The 18,553-nt window shown below is 37.2% G+C and carries 16 protein-coding genes; 6 read left to right on the forward strand and 10 right to left on the reverse strand.

Annotation, left to right across the window (positions count from 1 at the left end; translation table 11 throughout):
* Window positions 1-326 precede the first annotated feature (326 nt).
* Together G610_RS0105695 and G610_RS0105700 are read right to left on the reverse strand one after the other, a co-directional pair.
* Entirely contained in the window at window positions 327-1,196 is an 870-nt protein-coding gene (locus tag G610_RS0105695; RefSeq protein WP_026524016.1) for a phosphoribosylaminoimidazolesuccinocarboxamide synthase, read from the reverse strand.
* A gap of 104 nt (window positions 1,197-1,300) precedes the next feature.
* The gene (locus G610_RS0105700; protein WP_026524017.1) at window positions 1,301-2,941 is read right to left on the reverse strand and encodes an ABC-F family ATP-binding cassette domain-containing protein; all 1,641 of its coding nucleotides are present in this window, start codon (window positions 2,939-2,941) and stop codon (window positions 1,301-1,303) included.
* A gap of 171 nt (window positions 2,942-3,112) precedes the next feature.
* Here G610_RS0105700 and G610_RS0105705 point away from each other — a divergent pair, with 171 nt between their 5' ends.
* A complete protein-coding gene (locus G610_RS0105705; protein ID WP_026524018.1) occupies window positions 3,113-5,095 on the forward strand; it encodes a hypothetical protein in 1,983 nt (660 codons plus the stop codon).
* 89 nt (window positions 5,096-5,184) lie between these two features.
* Window positions 5,185-6,516 carry an MFS transporter gene (locus G610_RS0105710; protein ID WP_026524019.1) on the forward strand — a complete coding sequence of 444 codons (1,332 nt, stop codon included), beginning with the start codon at window positions 5,185-5,187 and terminating at the stop codon, window positions 6,514-6,516.
* 119 nt (window positions 6,517-6,635) lie between these two features.
* On the opposite strand, the gene G610_RS0105715 is transcribed toward G610_RS0105710, so the two are convergent.
* Together G610_RS0105715 and G610_RS22000 are read right to left on the reverse strand one after the other, a co-directional pair.
* Entirely contained in the window at window positions 6,636-7,496 is an 861-nt protein-coding gene (locus G610_RS0105715) for a PHP domain-containing protein (protein ID WP_026524020.1), read from the reverse strand.
* 42 nt (window positions 7,497-7,538) lie between these two features.
* The gene (locus tag G610_RS22000; RefSeq protein WP_026524021.1) at window positions 7,539-9,098 is read right to left on the reverse strand and encodes a GGDEF domain-containing protein; all 1,560 of its coding nucleotides are present in this window, start codon (window positions 9,096-9,098) and stop codon (window positions 7,539-7,541) included.
* A 157-nt stretch (window positions 9,099-9,255) separates the two neighbouring features.
* Between G610_RS22000 and G610_RS22005 the strand changes: the two genes are divergently transcribed.
* The 4 genes from G610_RS22005 (at window position 9,256) to G610_RS0105740 (ending at window position 11,829) form a co-directional block, all read left to right on the forward strand.
* On the forward strand, window positions 9,256-10,062 hold the full coding sequence (locus G610_RS22005) for a Cof-type HAD-IIB family hydrolase (RefSeq protein WP_026524022.1): 807 nt from the start codon (window positions 9,256-9,258) through the stop codon (window positions 10,060-10,062).
* Between the two features lie 230 nt (window positions 10,063-10,292).
* Window positions 10,293-11,177, forward strand: coding sequence for a hypothetical protein (locus G610_RS0105730; protein ID WP_026524023.1), 885 nt, complete (start codon window positions 10,293-10,295; stop codon window positions 11,175-11,177).
* A gap of 11 nt (window positions 11,178-11,188) precedes the next feature.
* Window positions 11,189-11,521: an HAD-IIB family hydrolase gene (locus G610_RS0105735; protein WP_026524024.1), complete on the forward strand. Its 333-nt coding sequence runs from the start codon at window positions 11,189-11,191 to the stop codon at window positions 11,519-11,521.
* Window positions 11,522-11,553: 32 nt separating this feature from the next.
* A complete protein-coding gene (locus tag G610_RS0105740) occupies window positions 11,554-11,829 on the forward strand; it encodes a hypothetical protein (RefSeq protein ID WP_026524025.1) in 276 nt (91 codons plus the stop codon).
* A 154-nt stretch (window positions 11,830-11,983) separates the two neighbouring features.
* Here the strand turns inward: G610_RS0105740 and G610_RS0105745 are convergent, their stop codons facing one another.
* The 6 genes from G610_RS0105745 to G610_RS19890 are packed head-to-tail and all read right to left on the reverse strand — an operon-like array spanning window position 11,984 to window position 18,536.
* Complete coding sequence (locus tag G610_RS0105745; RefSeq protein ID WP_026524026.1) at window positions 11,984-13,432, reverse strand: lipopolysaccharide biosynthesis protein; 1,449 nt, start codon at window positions 13,430-13,432, stop codon at window positions 11,984-11,986.
* A complete protein-coding gene (locus G610_RS0105750; protein WP_026524027.1) occupies window positions 13,413-14,621 on the reverse strand; it encodes a polysaccharide pyruvyl transferase family protein in 1,209 nt (402 codons plus the stop codon). The genes G610_RS0105745 and G610_RS0105750 overlap by 20 nt, the downstream gene beginning before the upstream one ends.
* Window positions 14,622-14,641: 20 nt before the next feature.
* On the reverse strand, window positions 14,642-15,205 hold the full coding sequence (locus G610_RS0105755) for an acyltransferase (protein ID WP_026524028.1): 564 nt from the start codon (window positions 15,203-15,205) through the stop codon (window positions 14,642-14,644).
* Window positions 15,206-15,220: 15 nt separating this feature from the next.
* A complete protein-coding gene (locus G610_RS0105760) occupies window positions 15,221-16,519 on the reverse strand; it encodes an O-antigen ligase family protein (RefSeq protein WP_026524029.1) in 1,299 nt (432 codons plus the stop codon).
* A 6-nt stretch (window positions 16,520-16,525) separates the two neighbouring features.
* Complete coding sequence (locus G610_RS0105765; RefSeq protein WP_035797075.1) at window positions 16,526-17,446, reverse strand: glycosyltransferase family 2 protein; 921 nt, start codon at window positions 17,444-17,446, stop codon at window positions 16,526-16,528.
* Window positions 17,433-18,536 (reverse strand): glycosyltransferase family 4 protein, encoded by a 1,104-nt coding sequence (locus G610_RS19890; RefSeq protein WP_196809815.1) that lies wholly within the window; start codon window positions 18,534-18,536, stop codon window positions 17,433-17,435. The genes G610_RS0105765 and G610_RS19890 overlap by 14 nt, the downstream gene beginning before the upstream one ends.
* Window positions 18,537-18,553: the final 17 nt, after the last annotated feature.

The raw sequence follows: 18,553 nt of genomic DNA on the forward strand, positions 1-18,553 counted from the left end.
CCGCCTTTTTAGATTTTTGTCGCAAACTCAATCTTAACATGAAGGCTGGTGCTTTTCCTTTTTTTATTTCTCCGAATCTATATTTACCCTAATATTCAAAATGTCAAGAGTTTTTAGTGCAATTTGCAAAAATTGTTTTTCTCTGCTCTATATAGTTTAGCATTATGCAACATATTTTTATTATTAACCCTTCATTAACTTTATTAAAAAGGTATTAAATCCGGACACCTCACGCTTTCTATCTTATAGCTTCAGGAAAACGCTGTAAGATAAAAATCCCCATCAACAGATTAAACTGTCAGATGGGGATTATAATCCTTAAAATATCAGAGTTTTTTACCTGTAAGAAGCTCGTAAGCTTCCTCATATTTTGCAATTGTCTTATCAATTACGTCTGCAGGAAGATTGTAGTCGCTCTCAGGATTAGCCTTAAGCCAGTCACGAACAAACTGCTTATCGAAGGAAGGCTGTGACTTACCGGGCTCGTAACCCTCTACAGGCCAGAAACGGCTACTGTCAGGTGTGAGCATCTCATCAGCAAGAACCACTTCACCCTCTTCATTAAGGCCAAACTCGAACTTGGTATCAGCGATGATGATACCCTTTGTAAGAGCATAGTCTGCGCACTTCTTGTAAAGAGCGATCGTGTAATCACGAAGCTTCTCTGCATACTCCTGACCGTGTCCCGGGAAGTCTCTCTCAAGAACTTCTACAGAGCGCTCGAAATCGATGTTCTCGTCATGATCACCGATCTCTGCCTTGGTTGAAGGTGTATAGATGGGTTCAGGGAGCTTGTCACATTCCTTAAGTCCCTCGGGAAGCTTGATGCCGCATACAGTTCCGTTCTCCTTGTAACTGTTCCAGCCACTTCCTGTAATATAGCCACGTACGATGCACTCGATGGGGAGCATTGTAAGCTTCTTACAGAGCATACTGTTGCCGGTAAATTCCGGTTTTCTGAAAAATTCAGGCATGTCAGCTGTATCTGTGCTGATCATGTGATTACTGACGATATCCTTGGTGTAATCAAACCAAAACTTTGACATCTGAGTAAGGACTGTGCCCTTTTTCTCTACCTTGTTCTTGAGGATTACATCAAAAGCTGAGATTCTGTCGGTGGCAACCATAATAAGTGCATCCCCGACGTCATAGATCTCTCTGACCTTACCCTCTTTTACCGGACTGTATTCCTGCATAATTCTCCTCCTTCGGTGCTTTGCGCAATGTTTCAACTAGTTTCCCTGCTGAGCAGGATCCCCTCCAAATTCATGGAAGGATATATGATAAGTTGATCTATGGATCAATCATCATTATCTTCTTCTTCGTTAGTACTGTATACTGTACGCTTTCTTGCCATTGCATCACTTTCAAGATACTCATCATAAGTAGAGCGCTTATCGATAAGTGAGCCGTCAGGCAGGATCTCCATTATTCTGTTTGCTGTTGTCTGTACGACCTGGTGGTCACGGCAGGCGAAAAGCTCAACTCCGGGGAACTTGATCATACCCTGGTTAAGAGCTGTGATTGATTCCATATCAAGGTGGTTGGTAGGCTCATCGAAAATAAGGCAGTTTGCACCGCTGATCATCATCTTACTGAGCATGCAGCGAACCTTCTCTCCTCCTGATAATACCTTAACCTTCTTAACCCCGTCTTCACCTGCGAAAAGCATACGTCCGAGGAATCCGCGGACATAGGTTACGTCCTTAACCTCGGAATAGCCTGTAAGCCACTCGGTGATAGTGTAGTCGTTATCAAATTCGTGTGAGTTGTCCTTGGGGAAGTAAGCCTGTGATGTTGTTACGCCCCACTTATAGGTTCCTTCATCGGGTTCCATCTCACCTGTGAGGATCTGGAAAAGCGTGGTCTTTGCAAGCTCGTTACCACCCACAAAGGCAATCTTATCATCATGCTGAACAACGAATGAAATATTGTCCAGAACCTTCTCACCATTGATGGTCTTGCTGATACCGTCTACTGTAAGAACCTCGTTACCGATCTCTCTCTCGGGTCTGAAATCGATGTAAGGATATTTTCTTGAAGAAGGCTTAATTGTATCAAGCTCGATCTTCTCAAGAGCTTTCTTACGGGATGTTGCCTGCTTACTCTTACTTGCGTTAGCAGAGAATCTTGCAATGAATTCCTTGAGCTCTTTGATCTGCTCTTCTTTTTTCTTATTAGCTTCCTTCATCTGACGGATCATCAGCTGTGAAGACTCGTACCAGAAGTCATAGTTACCTGCATAAAGCTGAATCTTGCTGTAATCGATATCAGCGATATGTGTACATACTTTATTAAGGAAGTAACGGTCATGGGATACAACGATGACTGTGTTCTCAAAGTTGATAAGGAACTCCTCAAGCCATGCGATAGCATCCATATCCAGGTGGTTGGTAGGCTCGTCCAGAAGCAGGATGTCCGGATTACCGAAAAGCGCTCTTGCAAGAAGCACCTTGACTTTCTGATTACCGTCAAGCTCGCTCATAAGCTTGTAATGATACTCTGTGTCGATTCCAAGACCGTTAAGAAGGCTCTCAGCATCAGACTCAGCTTCCCATCCGTTCATCTCAGCGAATTCAGCCTCAAGCTCACTGGCTCTGATTCCGTCTTCATCAGAGAAATCTTCTTTTGCATAGATAGCATCCTTCTCCTTCATGATCTCGTAGAGACGGGCGTTACCCATGATTACTGTATCAAGAACAGTGAATTCATCATATTTAAAGTGATCCTGCTCAAGGAAAGAAAGTCTCTGACCGGGAGTTATTACTACATCTCCGTTTGTGGTCTCAAGTTTACCGGATAATATTTTAAGGAAAGTAGATTTTCCTGCGCCGTTGGCACCGATGATACCGTAGCAGTTGCCCTCGGTGAATTTAATATTTACATCCTCAAACAGAGCCTTTTTGCCGACTCTTAATGTGACATTGTTTGCACTGATCATATTGAAAAACTACCTCCGATCGTGTTTCTACTAATAATAATGTAATCAACTTACGTATTATATTTGATGTATAAAAAAAAAGCAATGTAAATAAAACTTTTACCGTGGGATTTCTTAAGCAGATGCATATATACATTTGTAAAGGAAATTTTTTTGAAGGAGGATATAAAAATGCCGGATAAACTTGAAGGGGTTGATGCAACCTTCGCGGATGATAGAGATTATAATGACGTAAAAATCAAGAACACTCCCTATAGCTCTAAAATGAGCGTTATTCATATTGAATCCATCTATGACGACGATATTATCAAAAGAAACAAGGAAGAAGTCACCAAAAACTTTGATGGCCTTCTGAAAGCCTTCGGAAACGGAGCAGAAGCTACTGAAGAAGACAAAAACGTTATTAATTTCTTCAATGACGGAACAGTCAGCGGTGCCAGGCTGGCATATGTTATTGGAGAAAAGCTTACTCCCTACGGTCTTGGTTCAGAAGTTCCAACAGTTCAGGAAATGCTTGAAGTTGGTAACAACATCATGATTAGGGGCGATGATGGAAAGCATACAACCTTTACCGAAAAGTATTTTTTGAACAATAAAAACGTGCAGGAGCTTGCTGAAAAAGAGTTTGCCAATAATCAAGCCAAAGGCTACGGCAGCGCCATGGCTGCATTCCTTTACGCATACCTTGCAGAATATAACAACAAAGACCTGAAGAATTTTGATAATACCTTCAATTCAAAGGTCGATAAAGTACCTGCATATTTTGCAGACAAAAAAGGCAATATTCATGCAATCGTTGATAAGGAATCACACCTTGAGTACAACAAGGAAATTGATAAACAGATAAATCAGAACAAAGAAGCTGTAGATAAATACAAGGCAGAGAAAAAGATTCTCGATGATATTACAAAGGAGAAGGAAACTGCCACTGCTGAACAGATGGAAGCACTGGATGAGCATTCGAAGGCATACGATGCTCACGAAAATGCAAAAAAGGACTTTAATAAATATCCCCAGGAAATCACCATGCCCCGTAAGCCCGTTGAAAAAAGCAGATGGAGAAGGTTTTTCCACGCAATAGGTCTTGCTCCTCACAGCAAAGATTATATCAATCGCATGAATGATTATAATACAAAGCTTGAGACCTATAATCAGTATCAGATTGATAAGGAAGCGCTTGCAGAGAAGGCAAATACCCTGAAAATGGCAGAGAACAAACTTACTTCCGCCATAGAAAAGGTAGCCGGCATCGAAATGAATATCGATGATCAGAATAGAAAGATTAAAGAAATTGAAAAATCAATCGGAAATCCTGAACGCGATGATATAAAAAGTTTCGTAGACAATGAGAAAGCCAACTATGCCGGTATGGCAGCTAATTTAATAGATTTTCCCAAGCAATACTTCCGTGAGAGAAACGCCCATAAGGCAACAGATATTGTAAATACTGCCTGGAAGGACAAAGAAGCCCTTGGTACAATTGAGAGCAGTAATCTCATTGATTTTAAGGAGGGCGGTCTTAATTTAATGATGAAAAGCTTTAATGAACGTAAGACTGCCAAAGTTTTTCTGCGTAGTGAAATTATGGCCGCAAACGCCACTGATATATTTGATAAACACAAGAAAGAAATTGAAAAGCTCAATGTGGATGATAAACAAAAGAAAAAAATCATGAATGTTAAGCTTGATCAGGAATACCAGCTTCAGACCATGAAAGCCGCAAAGCTTTTCGAGCGAACATTTTCTCTGAAACCGACACCTGTAAATGTTCAGGCAGTTATGGATGCAATGGGATTCCAAAATCAGGTCGAGTTCAGACTTAAGAATGTAGATAAAGCGAAGCTGGATAACACAAACAAGCTTCCAACTGTTAATGCAAAGAACGTTGATGATATGACTCTTGCTCTTATGGCAGGAATAAAGACCGCTATCAAAGACGGCATGCTCAAGGCCAAGACCGGAGAAATGGAATATTCATATCCACTTGCAAACCATAAAGTAAATAAAGCACCCGTCAAGGAGACCAACATCGTTACATTAAATAAAAAAATTAACGGTGAAAAGGAAGCTTCTTCCAAGGGCAAACACTCTGATGTTATCAAGGCTCTCCCTGCCGGTGAAAAAGTCATCGAAGGAAAACAGAATATAATGTAAAAATATAATAATTTGTATTATCAAACAGGGGCAAAATTCACTTTTTGCCCCTGAAATCGTTTATAATAAAGATTGGGAGGAGAAATAATATGAAGCTTAATTACAAAAGAACTATCCTGATCGGTCTGGCATTTATGTCTATCTGCTCTTTTTGGCAGTTCTACGACAACGAAATCCCAAAGATACTAACTTACCACTTCGGACTGGGCGAGACCTGGACCGGCGTGATCATGGCACTTGATAATGTACTTGCACTATTCATGCTGCCTTTGTTCGGTGCTCTCTCTGACAGAGCAAATACCAGAATCGGTAAAAGAATGCCTTTTATTCTGGCAGGTACAGGAGCATCGGCTGTTTTGCTGTTCCTACTAATCTATGTTGCTCACATATCAGATAATCTGGCACTTTTCATAGTGATCCTACTATTCCTTCTTCTGTCCATGGGAACCTACAGATCACCTGCTGTTGCTCTGATGCCGGAGCTGACACCTGCGGTACACAGAAGTAAGGCCAACGCCATCATCAACCTGATGGGAACTCTCGGCGCAGTATACACCCTTGTTATGATCAAGGTCCTGCTTAAATCCGCAGCAAATGAGGCTGATACCAATTACATACCGCTGATGTTATCACTTATAATTTTCATGGTGGTAACTGTTGCTCTTCTGTTTATCACAATTCCTGAAAACAAACTTATAACCAAGGTCAGAGAAAATGTGCCCGATTTTGACGGCGAAGGAGGTGCCATCAGTAAAGAGCTGGCAGAATCCAACCCTGATATCTCCGATGGATCAGTAAAAGAGGTTCTGCCAAAGGATGTAAGAAAGAGTATGTCCTTCCTTCTTTTATCCGTGTTCTTATGGTTCACTGCATACAACGCCGTTACCACGGCATTCTCAAGATATGTTACAGAGGTCTGGGATCTGCACAACGGAGCCTATGCCGACTGCCTGATGATAGCAACAATCTCAGCAGTTTTTGCCTATCTTCCAATCGGTATTCTCTCTGCAAAGATAGGCAGAAAACTCACAATACTTCTGGGTGTAACCCTTATGACTCTCTGCTACCTGGCAGCTGCACTTATGCCAGGCTACAACTCAGTACTAAATTTCTACTTTGCACTGATCGGAATTGGCTGGGCTGCGATCAACGTCAACTCCTATCCCATGGTTGTTGAGATGGGGCAAAGCTCTGTTATTGGAAAATATACTGGTCTTTACTATACGTTTTCAATGGCAGCTCAGGTATTTACACCGATATTCTCAGGCTTTTTACTTGAGCATGTCTCCTACAGAACGCTGTTTCCTTACGCAGTTGTATTTTCCTGCCTTGCATTCATCACCATGATAATGGTAAGACACGGCGATACCAAGCCTCCAAAGAAAAAGCACATTCTTGAAAACTTCGATGTAGATGACTAATATAACATGCCCGCAGTAGAATATATGGTTTCATGCTCGTTTCGAGAGCTCAAAATCGCCTGAAACCACATATTCTACTGCGGGCTTATTTTTTACACTCTATCAGAATTTCGTTATAGTTATCTGTTACTATTATTTTTATAGTCTTTTATTTTTTCTAAGTAATCATATTGTATGCTAAGGCGGCCGGTTCCTGTTCCAAGGTCTATGTGCGGTTTGTTGGATCCATGGAAATCCGAGCCTCCGCTTATCAGCAGATCATACTTTTCTGCAAGGCCCTTCATGTCACGCTCATCCTGGGGTGTATAGGTGGCATACAGCGCCTCTATTCCCACAACTCCTGCATCCTTCATCTCATGAACAAGCTTATCCATGGCATCTTTTCCAAGTCCGTACAATACGGGATGTGCCAGAATTGGTACACCTTTTGCCTTAAGTATCTGCTCTATGGCCATCTGCGGTGTTATTTTTTCTCTTGGCACATAGCAGGGACATCTGTCACCTATGAATCTGTCAAAGGCCTCGCTTATGCTCTTCACATAACCCTTTGCCAAAAGAAGCCTTCCAAAATGGGCTCTTGTTATAACCGCCCCGGGATTGGCTTCCACCAGTTCCTCGTAGGTAACAGGCATTCCAGCATCCGTGAGCTTTTCACATATTTTCCTGTTTCTGCGGGTTCTCGAATCTATGAATTCCTGAAGTCCTGCTCTGTATTCCTCATCCTTGTAATCAATATAAAGACCCACGATGTGGACATCCTTACCGTTTCGTACCGTCGAGTACTCTATTCCCGGAACAACTTCAAAATCAGGATAATTCTCTTCGCTATGCCTTATTGCCTCTTCAAGTCCGTCCACTGTGTCGTGATCTGTAAGTGCAATCGCCGATAACCCCTTTTTTACAGCAAGATCAACCAGCTCGGACGGTGAAAATGTCCCATCTGATGCGGTTGAATGTGTGTGAAGATCTACTGTTTTCATACCTCTCCTGTTTGATAGATAAAAGCTTTTGACCCGGAATCTTTAGCCCCCTCTCATGGCCTTCATCTCTTTTTTATTTTCATACATAAGCCCGTCTGCCCGCTTGAACACATCATCAACACTGTGATCTATCTCTGCGTCAAACTCGGCCACACCTATTGCGGCAGAAATCTTTTCCCAAGGCTCTAATGAGTCGTCCTTTGCAAACTCCTCAAGTTTTCCCTTAAACTCTGCAATCAGTTCTTCTCTTATATTATAATCGTCTCCCCATAAAACGACCACAAATTCATCACCGCCCACTCTGAAAACAGGTGAATGGCAGAATATCTTACATACAATATCGCAGAGCTTGATGATAGCAGCATTTCCTTTGTCATGGCCATATGTATCATTGATTTTCTTAAGGAAATTCAGGTCTATCATGCCTATTCCGAATTTTACTTCAGGATTCCTTAGAATCTCCCGCTCCAGCCTGATTATCTCTTTATCATACGCTGTTTTATTTCTGATTCCTGTGAGAGCATCCTTGTGCGCAAGCTCTGTCATCTCTGCAGCATGCTCTTTTGTGAAGAAAAGCTCTCTGGAGGTCTTGGTAAGATTCTCCATGTAGTCATCAAGCTCTTTTATCATGGCAGCGGTTCTTCTGGCCAGAAAAGCGATCTCGTGCTTACCGTCACTTAACTCCTCGAATTTCTTGGCAACGGAAACCTCTTTATTTTCAGCATACTCGTCCATATACTTCTGCATTTTATTGATTTTAAGGATATATTGATAGTTTATGAACCACAGCATGGAAAACATGCAGGTAACGAGAATTATAGCCATAAGCACGACTTCAAGCATTGTGCTTTCTACGATTCCCTTGTTCATTGAATTAACGGTTATGTCCGCGCAAACAATTCCCTTTAGCTCGCCGCAGGCTATATGCGGTGTGTAGTATCCATAGGTCTTTCCGTACTCATTATCGTAGGAGTCATAGCCATTAGGGCTCATGCGGGTACGATAGGTCTCCCAAAGCTTGGGATACTCGTTTTCTGGCACCTCCACATCAAAATCAAATTCCATTATGCTCTTGCCGTCTACTATCTTTTCAGTGCGAAGGCCGTCAAATACGTAATACATCTGAGGCGGCGTATCTGTCGGTACAAGGTAATATACATACTCGGTGCCGAATATCTCGTTGAATTTCTCGAATGTATTAAGCCATTGCTCGTATTTATATGTAGTGAAGGCTATCTTGGCCTCATCTGACATATCCCCGAATTTTATTGTTTTCTCAAATATTTCTCCCGGATACTGGCTGGAGAATATATTTTCCCACTCGTCCCTTGCAGGAATATAATTACCATCATAATCGTAAGGAATAATTATTTTCTCATGGTTAGCAAGGAAGTATTCCTGCATCAGTCCGAATTCATCTGCATCCCTGTCGATCAATCCTGCAAGACACTGAGTAACTTCCTTTATACGCTGCTCCTGCTGCAATCTGTATGTGTTGTTCTGAATGGAATATGTGGCAGCAGCACTGATCACAATAGTAATTATGATGAACAGCAGGAATATAATTAAGAATCTTATAAAAAGACCACTTTTTTTCTTCATAAGCGGAGTCTCCCATAATGGTACATTAACATGATTACATTATATTCTCTAAAAATAGTATCAAAATAAACGAAGTCTTATAAAAAAATAAAATTTACACAGCGTACATGTCGTTATATAATGCAAAAAGTGTTTTTGATTTATTTACGGAGATATTATGAGTAAGATTTTTTTCACTGATTTAGACGGAACTTTATTAACAAAGGAAAAGACAGTATCCCCTGTGACAATGGATGCCCTTATTCGCTTCACTTCTGCAGGCAACCATTTTGCCATCAACACAGGCCGTGCCATAGACAGTGCCAAGGCAGTACAAAGAGAGAACAACCTCTTTTTCCCCGGAAGCTATCTGATTGGTTTTAACGGAGCTGAGATCTACGACTGTGATGCAGGAAAGGATGTATTTAGATCAGGCATTCCCTATGATCTGGTATCTCAGATCTTCGCCCTGGCAAAAGAGCATGGCATGCACGTTCATACCTACAATGACGATACCATCATCACTCCCGCTGAGGATGAAGAACTGGCATACTACAGAAGGGTCATCAAAACTCCTTACAAGGTTACTTCTGATGTTTGCGCAGACCTTACAGCAGAACCCTGCAAGATAATCGGCATAGAACTTCACGATAAGGCTAAGTGCGATCGTTTTAAGGCTGCCGTTGAAGATCTTGGAGGTGACAGACTCACTCTCCTTTATTCAAATCCCTACTATCTGGAGATTTTTAATTCCGAGGCAGGAAAAGGAAGCGCAGTAACAAGATTGGCAGATCACCTTGGAATCTCAATCGCTGACACAATCGCAGCCGGCGATGAAGAAAACGACATCTCCATGATCCGTGCTGCAGGTCTTGGCGTTGCCATGCAAAACGCCATCGATGCCGTAAAAAAATCCGCCGATATCATCACCGAAACCGATAATGATAACGACGGACTTGCGCCTATTTTGCTTGGGGCGCTATAATTGTGAATATTCTATGAATTCATAATTCTTTAAGACTTTTCGATCATGTTTCTTAAGATTTATATGATAGCATTATTCCTGTTGCCAACATCCTATGGCAACAGGTTACATTTCTTTCTGACATTTCTATTATCACCCTTTTGATAATAATCCCACTTCTTTAAGAAATTAAGTAACAACTATAGAACAGGCTCTGATTGTCTGCCCATTTTGGAGGTGCTATAATTCGAGTGAAAAACAAACAAAAGAATAAGCAAAAAGAACAAATCGACTGGCATTCCGGTTTTGCCGGAGGTTTGGAACTGGTTTTCAGAGATTACAAAGACCAGTTAACAATTGAAAGAGAACACTCTCTTTCAAAGCAGCCACTCCGGATTGATTTCCTGCTACTCAAACTTAATCCCGGAATCATCATCGATAATGCCGTCGGAAGGCTTTTTAAAACTCACAACATCATTGAATACAAGAATCCGTATGACGAGCTTAATATCGATACAGTATGGAAGGTGATTGGCTATGCTGCTCTATATAAAGGGCTTAGTCATAAAAATAATAAGATTCAATCCAATGAGTTGACCATCACAATATTCAGGCATTCTAAACCTACAGCACTATTAAGCCAGCTGAAAAAAGATGGATACAAAGTAACCAATTCAAGCAGTGGTATCTACTCAGTACAAGGCATTATATCAGTACCATTATACATTGTCATAACAAAAGAACTTGAAGAAGACGTTTTTAAGGTTCTCAGAATAATGACCAAAAATGCTGATATTGATGATATCATAGCTTTTATTGAAGAAGCCTCAAATTTCAGCATTCCCGGCGATAAAGGCAACGCTAAAGCAGTACTGCAGGTTAGCTCAATGGCTAACAAAAAACTTTTCGAAGGGATGAAAGGAGAATACAAAAACATGAATGAAGTATTAAGAAAAATCATGGCTGATGATCTTATACGATCAAAGGAAGAAGGCATATCTGAAGCAACTGTTAAATTCACTACTATCATTTCAGAAAAAGATAAAGCTTTAGCAGAAAAGGATGCTACGATAGCTGAGAAGGATGCTCAAATTGCTGAATTGTTGGCTAAGCTTAATGCCAAAGAAAAGCAGTAATCAAAAAAACAGTGAAAAAATGCGACCGCTTTAAGGCAGCAGTTGAAGAGCTTGGAGGCGACAGGCTTACTCTCCTCTATTCCAATCCCTACTATCTGGAGATATTTAATTCTGAAGCAGGAAAAGGAAGCGCTGTAAAGAGACTGGCAGATCACCTTGGAATCTCAATCTCCGATACCATCGCAGCAGGTGATGAAGAAAACGATATCTCAATGATCAAGGCTGCAGGCCTTGGCGTTGCCATGCAAAACGCCATCGACGCCGTAAAAAAATCCGCCGATATCATCACCGAAACCGATAATGATAACGACGGACTTGCACCTATTTTAATTGGGGCACTATAAAAAACATCCACGCAGTACTGTAGGTTAGCTCAATGGCTAACAAAAAACTTTTCGAAGTGATGAAAGAAGAATACAAAAACATGAATGAAGTATTAAGAAAAATCATGGCTGATGATCTTAAACAAGCAAAGGAAGAAGGCATATCTGAAGCAACTGTTAAATTCACTACTATCATTTCAGAAAAAGATAAAGCTTTAGCAGAAAAGGATGCTGCATTAGCTGAGAAGGATTCTGCATTAGCTAAGAAGGATGCTGAAATTACTGAATTGTTGGCTAAGCTTAATGCCAAAGAAAAGGATGGCATTTAACCTTAACTTGCTATATAACTAATCCCTGCTCTATTGAGCAGGGATAGCTTTTTTATCCTTTTAATTTGTGAGGTGTAAGAATAATCCTCGAACACCGGAATGTCTCAGGTATAATACTACTTATTAGCGCACATCACATGGTAAAATTTTTACGTTAGGATTTACGTATTAGCATGAACTCATGTATTGCATTTGTTATTCTTTTCCTATACAGCAATACTAGAATAATAAGCAATACTGAAAATAAATATCTAAGAATATTATTAAAATATGTAAGCATATATAGAGTCCCTATGAGTAGGAAAATAGTCGTTATTTCAATAAGCTTTCTTTTACTATAAGGATAGACTCCATCTAATTCTGTTTTACATACGCTCTCCATAGCACAAAAATGCAGTAATGAGTATAAAATGTAACATCCTAATGTAGTAAATGCAGCTGCATAGTAACCAAACAATCTAATAAAAATATAATTTGAAATAATATTTAGTAATGCACCACCTACAGTAGATGCAGCAATTAGTTTTGTCTTCTCAAAATAGAATTCAAATTTTGCAAATAAGTCATATGTAAATAGAAAATATACACTCATTGCAATTGGAGGAAGACACCAAACAGCATCATAATATTCAGGTGGAGCAAACACCTTCACTGCTTCTGGAGCAAAGGCTATCAAAAAAATATTAACACCACCAACAAATATAAGTGTAACATATGAAATTGGTCCAATATCCTCTATTTTTCTATCTCTAATCTTACGATATATCCAAGGGTCTAGTGTACTAACTAAAGAATTATTGAATATAATCATAATTTGTGCAAGAGAATACGCCAAGCTATATATACCAGCACTGCTCGGATTAACCAAATTCTGAATCATTATCCTATCAGCACTATTTAAAACTGTTTGAGATAAATAATGTGGCAATAATGGAATATTAAACCTTAAAACATATCCCCATATATTTGATGAGAAAAAAAGTTTTCCTCTGAACATTTGATAAAAAAACATCCATGTGTGCATAAACATTTGGACTAAGGCAATTCCTAATATCCTAGCTGTAACATGATCATCCATGAATTTTATTAGTACAATACTAATAAAAGGCTTTAGAACAGATGTAAGAAATGTAACTGTAACCAACAATTTATATTTATACATCGTTCTTTGCTCAGCCGACCAAAATCCCAATATTGATGAAGTCCATATTAGAATAATCATCAGATACATTTGTGCAGTAGTAAGCGAGAATAAGGAATTAAAAAAATTTTTAAATATAACATAAATAAAAGTCCATATACAACACAGTACTAATGTTAGTCCTTCAATTGCAGAAGAAAACTCCAATCGTTGTTTTTCGAACTTTACTAATCCTTGTAAATATACTCCACCACAAAGATTTAAAGATATGATAATGGTAACTATCCCCATCCATGAATTAAATACATTGAACTGCCCATATTCTGATGTAGAAAGCAATCGTGTGAAAATTGGGGTAGTTATCATTGATATACCTTTTTGTAAAAAAGAACAAATCAAAAACCAAAAAGATGCTTTGGCTTGAATAGGTATACTTTTATATTTATTTATTATCATTTTCATTTTGTATCTTCTTTATAAATTCTGTAGGATTATAGACTGTTTTTTTTATATTACTAGTATTAAATGTATTCAATTTCTGTTCTATTTTTTTATAATTCTTATTTATCATCTCTAATCTGGATAAAAAATAATGATCATCATTCATTACATTTTCTATCCAATCATATGAATCATTACACCCTGCATATTCACAAGCCTCAACAGTTTTAGAGTCATAAGCTAACGCATAAAATGGAACAGAATACTTTTCAGACAAAATTACGCCATGGTATCTGCTGGTAACCACGAAATTTGAATTCTGAATTATAGCATCATATAAATAGGGTGAATCAATGTCTGAATTATCAATAATATTGCCAACATAATTATCTTGCAGATAACAAGTAATTTTTTTTAAAAAATCATTATCTATCTCTGCATGCTTTAAAATACAAACTCTTTTCCCGTTAGCAATTGAGAAATCAGCAAAAGGCTTGACAATTATCTTAATATAATCATTGACTTCCCAACGATACTTTTTATAATTTATATGCCATGAACTAATGTCAGACAATAATAATGTATTGTAATTATGTTCGTTGTATTGTATTTCATTTTTAAACATAAAAGCAGTATCAATGCCAAACGAAGAGTCTATCCCCCGCATCTTCAAATATCTTACTGACTGTTTTTCTCTAACAAAAACATTGCTCTGTCTCAGAATTTGTTCTGCAATAAAATTGAAAACAAACTTTTTACTATCATTTATTGTATCTAAATGAAAAAGTATTGATTTATTTAAACTTGAGCAAATAAGTAGAGTATATAGTAAGGTTCTATCAACATAACTTCCAATACTGGCACCTAGTGGTGCAACTATAACCAGGTCTGCTTTTTTTATTGTTTTAACAAGCTTCGATCTCTTTTCTACTTGTAACTTGTTGAGACTTATTTTTTTCAATATGCTATACCTAGTAAAATATAATAAATCACTAATTGAGCCTGCATGATTGATAATATTAAATTCTGGAACAAATTCTGTGATATGCGTAATCTTTGAATCTAAAATTGGCAAATGGCTACCAGGAAACCTATACATTACATCAATGTGTCCTACTTCATCTATTGATACTAGCCTTTGAAGCAAAGCTAATCCTGCAATGTCATCTCCAAAATTGTATGTATGTTGTCCAACTATTAACACGTTCATAATCTATCTTTCTCAATTTACTAATTAAAACTGTCAACAAAAAAATACTTTTCACGAATTTCTTCTAACCTACTACTACCATGTGGTGCAATTACTTTTCCATTCTTCATCCATGGATATTTGTTGTTTATTTCCAACAACTTATTAGAATACTCATCAATTGTCATTATGAATTTTGCAGGATTACCACCCCAAACCTCACCATCTGGTACCGCTTTTGTCACAATACTACCGGCAGCAATAATTGAATTCTCGCCAACGCTACACCCTGGCATCAATATAGTATGAGCTCCTATCATGCAGTTTTTGTGTAATACTATTGAACCTACTTTATCTAATCGATTCTTCAACTTTAGGTATCTAGAAACATGAAAACAGCTAACATCATGAGTAATAAAATGTACTCCAGCAGCAACAGTTACATTATCATCGATGCTAATCAAATATGGCTCTGTACCTATGTCAGTTGTATATATTTGAACATTTTCTCCTAAATAATGAACTTTATCCTTCAAATATTTTGCTTTCTTTTCTGGAGATAAACTTTTGAAATACAGTTTCTTAATCATGTCTATTATTCCCATAAAATCCCTCTTTTTCTATACTGTATTAACAATACCATTCTGACTAAAATCATTTGTTTCGAAATAAGTGCGGAATTCAAAATATGCAATCAAAAATCCAAAAGCTATGCAGTTACTTCCCGTAGTCAATATTAATGTAAAACTTGTACCTATAATAAAAGTAAATAAAGCAATATCTAAATCATTGATCATTTCCTTTTTTTTCAAAATAGTAAGCTTATAAAATATCAATGCAACAGGAAATACATAGAGTATTAATGACATAGTACCTGTTTCAGCAATCATTCCAAGTAAACCAAGGTCACTATAATATGCCTCTCCACTAGTTCCATGAATGATAGCGTAATATTTTTCTTCAGATAAAAAACCATTACCAAATAAAGGTCTTTGCATAATACAGCTCAAGAAATAATCTATAGCACTTAATCTTGCCAGCGTACTCCATCTGTTGTTTCCAGTAATACTAAAACTATCTACGAAATTAGCTATCACTGAAGTATAAACCATAACAATACTTACAAAAAAAGCCAATAACATTTTCGATAAAAATGCCCTTAAATTGTTCTTTCTAAAAAGTAGCACAGCAAAAAAACAAATAAGTAAAGTTAATGAATACATTCTTGTCTGCTGAACAAAAATGACAACGTACAGTTCAGTAATCACCATAATCAAAGCCTTAATGGTGCTTTTCCTATTCAATCTTGAAATTCTAATTTGCAAGGAATTATATATTATCGAAATATTCCCAAATGATAACAACGATACTCTTAAATTGCCTTTATACGTTTTCAAGTCTACCCCTGATGTATTTTGAAAATAGGAAATCATATCAAAAAGCACATTACCACTGATCCTATAGTTGATACTTTGAATAATAACAATAATTGCCCATATAAACACAAATATGTTTATTATATTGAAAATATACCTTATGCTTCCATATCTAATAAATATTACTAAGAAAGATACAAAAAAAAATACCATAAGCAAATTTGCGCCATTACTTACGGCCTCGTCAATGCTTTGGTCATAGGCCACCCATGAGTAAAACACCTCTATCAACCAAGCTGCAAGGTAAATAAGGCATTGTATTAAAATCTTTTTATATCTGTTTTTAAATATCGCTTGTTTTGCCAAAAGGTAATACGATGCTAGAAATAATGCGATAGTACCAAAAATCACATAGAATCTATGTCCTTGAAATAGAAAAGAAATAATGCGTGGATATTTAATCAGATAGAACCAATGATAGTAGAACAACATTATTATAGAAATAATGAAAGTACTCTTTTTTAATATCTTATGTCTTTTCATTCCTTGTTACGATTTCTCCTTACGTTTACCTTCATTTTTTCTAAAATAATCGAAAAATGCATTGCCTAAAGCCTTCCATGTCATCCTTCCTAAAATGGTTTTTCTTATTTTTCTTAAAATAAAATATGTCTTCGCCCAAAAAGAATTCTGAATATACTTATCGATAATATATAATCCATTCCTTAACATATAATAAGTCTGTGAATAACTGCCTTCTACAGTTGAAGCACTAACCTTATGGTATATGCATGCACTTCCCTCATACAGTATTTGAAATCCTGCATTTAATAATCGCCAACAATAATCTGTATCTTCACAATATAAAAAATACTCCTCTGATAACAATCCTACTTCTTCAATAACTTGATTTGGAATAAGCCACATACAACCCGTAGCAAAAGTTATTTCTTTACTGTAGTCATATTGCCCATAATCCTGATCCATATAGCCGATATGATGAGTATCACCAGTCTTATAATCAATAAAACCACCTGCAAACCAAATTAAATTCGGCTGCGAATAAAATTTAATTTTGCCACATACAAGCCCTAATTTATCGTTATCAGGATAACATTGATAAGCCATTACTAATTTATCCAAAAAATCAGGTTCAACAATAGTATCATTATTTAGCAAGAGATAATAATCTGGTGCCCAACTACTGGCATATTTAATACCAAGATTATTCCCTCCAGAGAATCCTAGATTATCTTTACTATTTATAAAGTAGCAATTGCTTTTCAAAAATAGATATTGGCTACTTGTTGCTTTTTCAGTAGATCCATTATCGACGACAACTATTTTTACGTTTGGATAAGTGATTTTTTTTAGGCTTTTTACACACTCTACTGTATCCTCAAAGCCATTGTAATTTACAAGAATAATACATACTAATGCTTTCAATTGATTACTATTATCTTTTATCATAACTAATCTGCTTTAAAAAATCTCCCATAACTTTATCCCAATTGAGGCACTCAATGTAATCATATTCTAGCTTTCGTTGACAAGTAAAAATATCAGGATTATCAACAATACTCATCATCTTTCTTGCTAAATCATTCTCGTTACCACGTTCAAAAAACAATCCGATTTTTCCATTATCCAACTGTTCTTTTAAACCACCCGTTTCAGAAGCAATAATAGGCACTCCATATTCCATTGCTATAGGTATTACTCCTGACTGAGTAGCATCAAGATATGGCACAACAGCGACAACTTTTTCACTTTTAAAAAGGCCCTCAACCTCACTGTCATCAATATAACGAATGAGAAGATTAACATTCGGCAAAGAATCATATAGTTGCTTATATGGAGAAAAATCACCATTTCCAGCTATAGTTAAAGTGACATTTTTTTTCTTATTTACCAAAAGCTTAAATGCTTTTCCTAAGACTTCAATCCCTTTATATTTTTGAATTCTACCAAAGAAAAGAAAGTTAATACTTTCAGAATCATAATACTTTTTGGGTTCCTTACTTGCTAAAGAAGAATAAACATTTAAACGTCCATGAGGAATCACAATAATATCTTGATTTTTTTTATTATACCTTTTACTAGCTTGTAACCTAAATTTGTCTGTTAATACTATTAGCTTGTCATTTTGTTTATAGTATCTTTTTGCTAAAAAAGCATTTATCCTCCCTTCACCACTGTGAGGAAACGGATCATGACAGACTGCTATTCGATATCTCGCCTTAATTAGCGGGAAATACAAAGTTGACCAATTAGCAAAAAATGTTGTTAGTGCAACATCAAATACAATATTTTTAAAGTATTCATTTAGACGCTTAATCTCACAAGTCCAAAACTCCCACACTTGTTTTATGTGCGATTCTATATCATTATTGAGCTGTGTATAATAAATATGGTTGCTTGGCAACAACTCATTCCACTGTTCTTTATTTTGAACATTTTCCTGCATTATTGCATATACATCTATATTATTCTGTTTTAATCCTTCTGCCATTCCATAAGAAAAAAAAGTAGCAACTTCTTTAGGCTTTGCTAAATTCACAATTAATACTCGCATAT

It is taken from the genome of Butyrivibrio sp. MB2005 (genome assembly GCF_000424285.1).
In the GTDB taxonomy this organism is placed as follows: Bacteria; Bacillota; Clostridia; order Lachnospirales; family Lachnospiraceae; genus Butyrivibrio.

Excerpts from the sequence above, each read along its gene's own strand:
- G610_RS0105740 (WP_026524025.1), top strand. The coding sequence starts at position 11,554 with ATGGCTAACAAAAAACTTTTCGAAGTGATGAAAGAAGAATACAAAAAC.
- G610_RS0105705 (WP_026524018.1), top strand. The coding sequence starts at position 3,113 with ATGCCGGATAAACTTGAAGGGGTTGATGCAACCTTCGCGGATGATAGA.
- G610_RS0105750 (WP_026524027.1), bottom strand. The coding sequence starts at position 14,621 with ATGAACGTGTTAATAGTTGGACAACATACATACAATTTTGGAGATGAC.
- G610_RS0105710 (WP_026524019.1), top strand. The coding sequence starts at position 5,185 with ATGAAGCTTAATTACAAAAGAACTATCCTGATCGGTCTGGCATTTATG.
- G610_RS0105695 (WP_026524016.1), bottom strand. The coding sequence starts at position 1,196 with ATGCAGGAATACAGTCCGGTAAAAGAGGGTAAGGTCAGAGAGATCTAT.
- G610_RS22005 (WP_026524022.1), top strand. The coding sequence starts at position 9,256 with ATGAGTAAGATTTTTTTCACTGATTTAGACGGAACTTTATTAACAAAG.
- G610_RS0105755 (WP_026524028.1), bottom strand. The coding sequence starts at position 15,205 with ATGGGAATAATAGACATGATTAAGAAACTGTATTTCAAAAGTTTATCT.
- G610_RS0105760 (WP_026524029.1), bottom strand. The coding sequence starts at position 16,519 with ATGAAAAGACATAAGATATTAAAAAAGAGTACTTTCATTATTTCTATA.
- G610_RS0105715 (WP_026524020.1), bottom strand. The coding sequence starts at position 7,496 with ATGAAAACAGTAGATCTTCACACACATTCAACCGCATCAGATGGGACA.
- G610_RS0105700 (WP_026524017.1), bottom strand. The coding sequence starts at position 2,941 with ATGATCAGTGCAAACAATGTCACATTAAGAGTCGGCAAAAAGGCTCTG.
- G610_RS0105765 (WP_035797075.1), bottom strand. The coding sequence starts at position 17,446 with ATGATAAAAGATAATAGTAATCAATTGAAAGCATTAGTATGTATTATT.
- G610_RS22000 (WP_026524021.1), bottom strand. The coding sequence starts at position 9,098 with ATGAAGAAAAAAAGTGGTCTTTTTATAAGATTCTTAATTATATTCCTG.
- G610_RS0105745 (WP_026524026.1), bottom strand. The coding sequence starts at position 13,432 with ATGAAAATGATAATAAATAAATATAAAAGTATACCTATTCAAGCCAAA.